The 4265-nt window shown below is 61.1% G+C and carries 3 protein-coding genes; all 3 read right to left on the reverse strand.

The window, feature by feature from the left end; genetic code table 11:
* The coding region (locus AC1XOS_RS20240; RefSeq protein WP_481964023.1) for a caspase family protein at positions 1-425 on the reverse strand (425 nt) is incomplete at its 3' end.
* Positions 426-439: 14 nt separating this feature from the next.
* Positions 440-3466, reverse strand: coding sequence for a DUF4384 domain-containing protein (locus tag AC1XOS_RS20245; protein WP_481964024.1), 3027 nt, complete (start codon positions 3464-3466; stop codon positions 440-442).
* 100 nt (positions 3467-3566) lie between these two features.
* On the reverse strand, positions 3567-4265 hold a 699-nt coding region (locus AC1XOS_RS20250; protein ID WP_481964025.1), incomplete at its 5' end, for a formylglycine-generating enzyme family protein.

The following is a 4265-nucleotide window of genomic DNA, read 5'->3' on the forward strand; positions in this document are numbered from 1 at the left end:
CCCAGTGTGTCCAGTACCCGGCGCAGTCCCACGCACTCGTCGGGGAGATCCTCAGCACCGGTCAAGCGGGCGTTCTGGATGGGAATCAGGTAGTTCTCCCCCGCTACCGCGGCTCCATGGCCTGAGTAGTACACCAGCGCAACGCAACCCGGTGCCGCTTCGATCTGAGCACGGAACTCACGGAGCTTGGCGAGCATCGTCGAGCGGGAGAGGTCTATCCCCTTGGTCACGGTGAAACCAATCTGTTTAAGAGCCGCCTCCATTGCATTAGCGTCGTTAATAATGTTCGGAAGAGGGTTATTCTCGTAGTTTTGGTTGGCAAACACCAGCGCTACCCGTTTCTGGGTTTGTGACAAAGCCAGGGCATCCAGCGGCAGGGCGAATATACCCAGTGCGGAGAGAGATAAAAAGTATTTTCGGTTCATGAGCTTTTACTATTTTATTGCACCGTGAAGAACTGGACGGTGGCCTGGATCACACCACTGCTGGCGGGGAGCGGGGTGAAGGTGGCCTGGGTGACGCCGCCGCCTCCGGGAATGGTGCGGGCGGCGACACCGAGGGTCTTGCCCAGTGCCTGGCTGAAGTCGCTGACACCACGGGCGACCACACCGAGGCTCTTGCCGGTGGGGTCTTGCCTAAACTCGGCGACACCGGGAAGGTTATTGGCGATTCCCTGCGGCGTGAGCACGGCGATGACGGTCTCGCGACCCGGGACGCCCTGTGCCTGGATCTTGAAGGGGTCGCTGAGATCACCGATGGTCACGAGCTGCCCAGCCTTAACCTGGTTGTTCTGCACGAAGTTATTTGGGAAGAGCAGCGAGACGGTGCCTGTCGAGTCTATGTTGTAGATCGTCAGGAAGCCGTCACGGTCGGAGCGGATGCGGATGGGTACTTCCTCGCCGAACTTGTAGGTGCCTCCAGGGCCACGGTCCACGGAGATGGAGAGGCCACGGGTGGACAGTGCCTGCGTGAAGTTCAGGATGGGGTCCAGCGGGGTGAACGCTTTCTGCGGGGTCTGAGTGGGTGCGGCAGCGGTCACAGCGGTCACTTGTGGCTGGAGGGCGAGGCGCTCGCCCGTGAGCTGGCCGTGCATGCGGTCGGCGAGCTGCTGGGTGACGAAGTCTAGGTCGGAGAAAAGGCCGGTGATGTCCTCTTTTATCCGCCGCTTCTCCTCGGTCAAAACAATAGTCAGCTCGCCATCTTTGCGGATGATCTGGCCCTTGAGAATGGCGTCCGCATCCGTGCTCACACGAGCGATCTTGATGAGCGGGCTACGCGAGAGCCAGAAAATCAGGTTCTGGCGAACCCGGTCCATGAGATGCTGATCGTCGCAGGTAATCGCCCCGATATGCACCGAGGTCAGCTTCGCCGTGGCGGAGATCGCGCCACTCTTCCCGCGCTCAATCTTTCGGGTCGGAGGGACGTAGTCGCCCAGGCGAGTCTCGCTCACGAGGTCGCCGAAGTACTGCTCCCAGGCATCGCGCTTGAAGCCCCCGTTCTTCGCTTCGAGCTGCCCAAAGCCCAGGGTTTCCAGGCGCGTGCTCTTGCCAATACGGCGCTGGAACTCCGCCACCGAAAGCCCCACATCCGCGGCGGCCTGCTCGACGGACATGCTGCCATCGTTGTCGAGGTAGTAGCGCGCAAGCTTGATCACCGGCTCATCGGAGGGCTGGCAGATATCGGTGCCAAGCTTCTTGAGTGCGGTCTGGAAGCGGTCGATATCGGACTTGAAGGCGGTCTGGAGAACATCCTGAGGCTTGTAGAGCGCCTGGGCATGGTCGATGTCAAATGTGGCCTTGAGGATTGTGTCCAGGTGCGGACGGACTTGATCCGGAAAGGTACGCATCCCCTGCGAGTGGCACCCAATACAGGAGAGCCCGTTGGTGACAATGGGGTCTTTGCCGGGCGTGTCGAGATCGCGCACGATCTCACTGGGAGCCGTGTCCAGGCGTCGCCCCTGCCGATCCGCGATGAAGTAGGCTTGCAGGCCATTGGGCAGATTGAAGACAAACTCGCCGCCGTCCTCGCGGAAGTCCACCGGGTTGAGGAAGATGTTCTGGCGGTCTTGGTTACCCCCAAAGTCGTAGCTCTTCCAATACGCTCCGTAGAGTGAGCGGTGGCGCTCGGCGACACGGTTGTTGCGGGAGACACCGGACTGGCGGCGGCCCGCACGGATGGCTTTCTCCTGCTCGATATTGCCCTTCACATCCACCCCGAGCTTCTTCTCCAGCGCATCTACCGTCGTGGGAAGATCGAGAATCTCGTGGTAGAGCGGCGGGACACTGGCCGTGGCGGCGAACCAGTCCACGCGGACATAGGGGAACGAGGCCCCGGAGAGTGCCCGGATGCTGGTGGCTTGGGCGCTGGCCTCGCGGGGGAGCAGGCCGTAGGGGTTAGCGCCAACAATGCGCTGCCAGAGCTCCGGCGTCCAGTCCACGGAGCGCAGGTCGAGACGCTGGAGTAGGTTCTCCGGCCCTAGGGTCTTGGTAAGCACCAGGTCTGGGCTCCAGGAGAGCGAGTTAATAAGCTTATCGAGCGCCACGCGGTAGCCTGCGAGGTCTTCGTCGCTTATCTCTGGGTTGCGGTAGAGGTTGGCGAGGCTATAGTAACGAAGATACGGTCGGTCGCGCTCGTTGGCATCTTCTAGGTCGCGGACAATCGCCTTGAGTAGCTCTTGCTCGGGCACGTTGCGGCGTACCTTGGGCTTGGCCGCCGTGGGCGTAGGGGCAGGCGTACCTTCTGCGGCCACCACGGTTGCGGCGGCACTGGCGTTCTGTGCACCATCGAGGATCCACTGGCGCACGGTGGCTTTGTCTGAGTCGGAGAGAGCAGGCAGCGGCTCCGGTGGCATCTGCTTGCTGCTACGATCCGCGACCTTTCCGAGAATAAACTGCAAGCCCAGGGAGGCATCCGGGTCGCCGCCGACAAAGTAGCCCTTCTTGATCATGTCGCGGTGGTTGCCCGCATCGAAGAACTGGCTCCCATTGTGGCAGGCCCCGCAGTTCTTCTTAATGATCCCGAGGGCTTTGGTCGCGGTCGCGCCTTTATCAGCGCTCCCACCACCGACCTGCGCCAGCGCCTTCGGTGCCGCCGCGGTTGTTGCACTAGGCTCTGTCAGCCCGTCGGCGATCCACTTGGAGAAGAGCGCCTGCTCTGCTGGGGTGAGGGGCTTGGCAGGCTCTGGTGGCATGGGAGCGTCCTTGCTCTGAATGCGCTCCAGCGCCATCGAGCCCTTGGGGTCTCCTGCCTTGAGGAGGCCCTTCTTCACCAGGCTCTGGTAGTTGGTGGCATCGAAGGCAAGCTTCCCATCGGGCTTATGGCACGCCGCGCACTTGGCCTTCAGCAGCGCCACTGCCTTCTTCGCCGTCTCTGCCTTCGACTCCTGGCGGGGCACAAACCCCGCCGCACTCAGCCCCAACAGTGCCACCGGCACTAGCACACCCATCCCCATTTTCCAGCGAACCATGTATCCTTACCTCCCAAACGCCACTCTCTGCGCTCGTAAAACGCCACCAGCCCCACTTTTGTGACAGCCCCCGTACAATCAAAAAACGAAAAGCACGGCACTACGTTCCTGGATGGAGGAGGCGAAAGCCCCCGATGTTGCTCGCGTTGATCGGATAGTCGCTGTCCCGGTACGCGCAGCGGAAGCCGTCCGCGTCGTCGTCGACCCAGGAGCCGCCCTTTAGGTAGCGACTAGCGCTATTCGGGCCATCGCTGCACCACTGCCACACATTGCCCGCCATATCTGACAGACCATGGCTGTTCACGAAGATGTTAGAGCTACGCTTAACGGGAGCAGTACCCTTATCTTTGCTCGTAGGAGTAAACCACAACTGGTCAGAAGGCACATCATTGCCCCAAGGGTACTCAATATTTCTACCACCATCGCGAGCCGCGTACTCAAACTCAGCGCTCGTCGGCAAGCGACCACCCGCCCACGTCGCAAACGCACTCGCCTCGTCCCAGTTCACGTTCACCATAGGATGATCGTCTATCCAGCCCCAAGAAGGCTTATCCTTTGGCATGCTCTTACCCGTCGCCGCGCAATACGCTTTCCACTGAGCCACCGTAACAGGAGTTGCATCCATCCAGAAGTCTGCAATCGTGCCGTTGCCAGGGACAAAACACATCTCTGCGTTGCCCTTGCGCGTCTTGCGAGCACCCTTGACCTTGCCAGCCGGAACTACAGGGTCGGGGATAGGCTCGGGCTCAAGACGCGCATCGAACTCAAGGTTTTCGCCGCGCTTGATGGTCGTGCGACC

The organism is Armatimonas sp. (assembly GCF_964826245.1).

Coding starts and splice junctions, on each gene's coding strand:
- AC1XOS_RS20245 (WP_481964024.1), bottom strand. CDS start 3,466: ATGGTTCGCTGGAAAATGGGGATGGGTGTGCTAGTGCCGGTGGCACTG.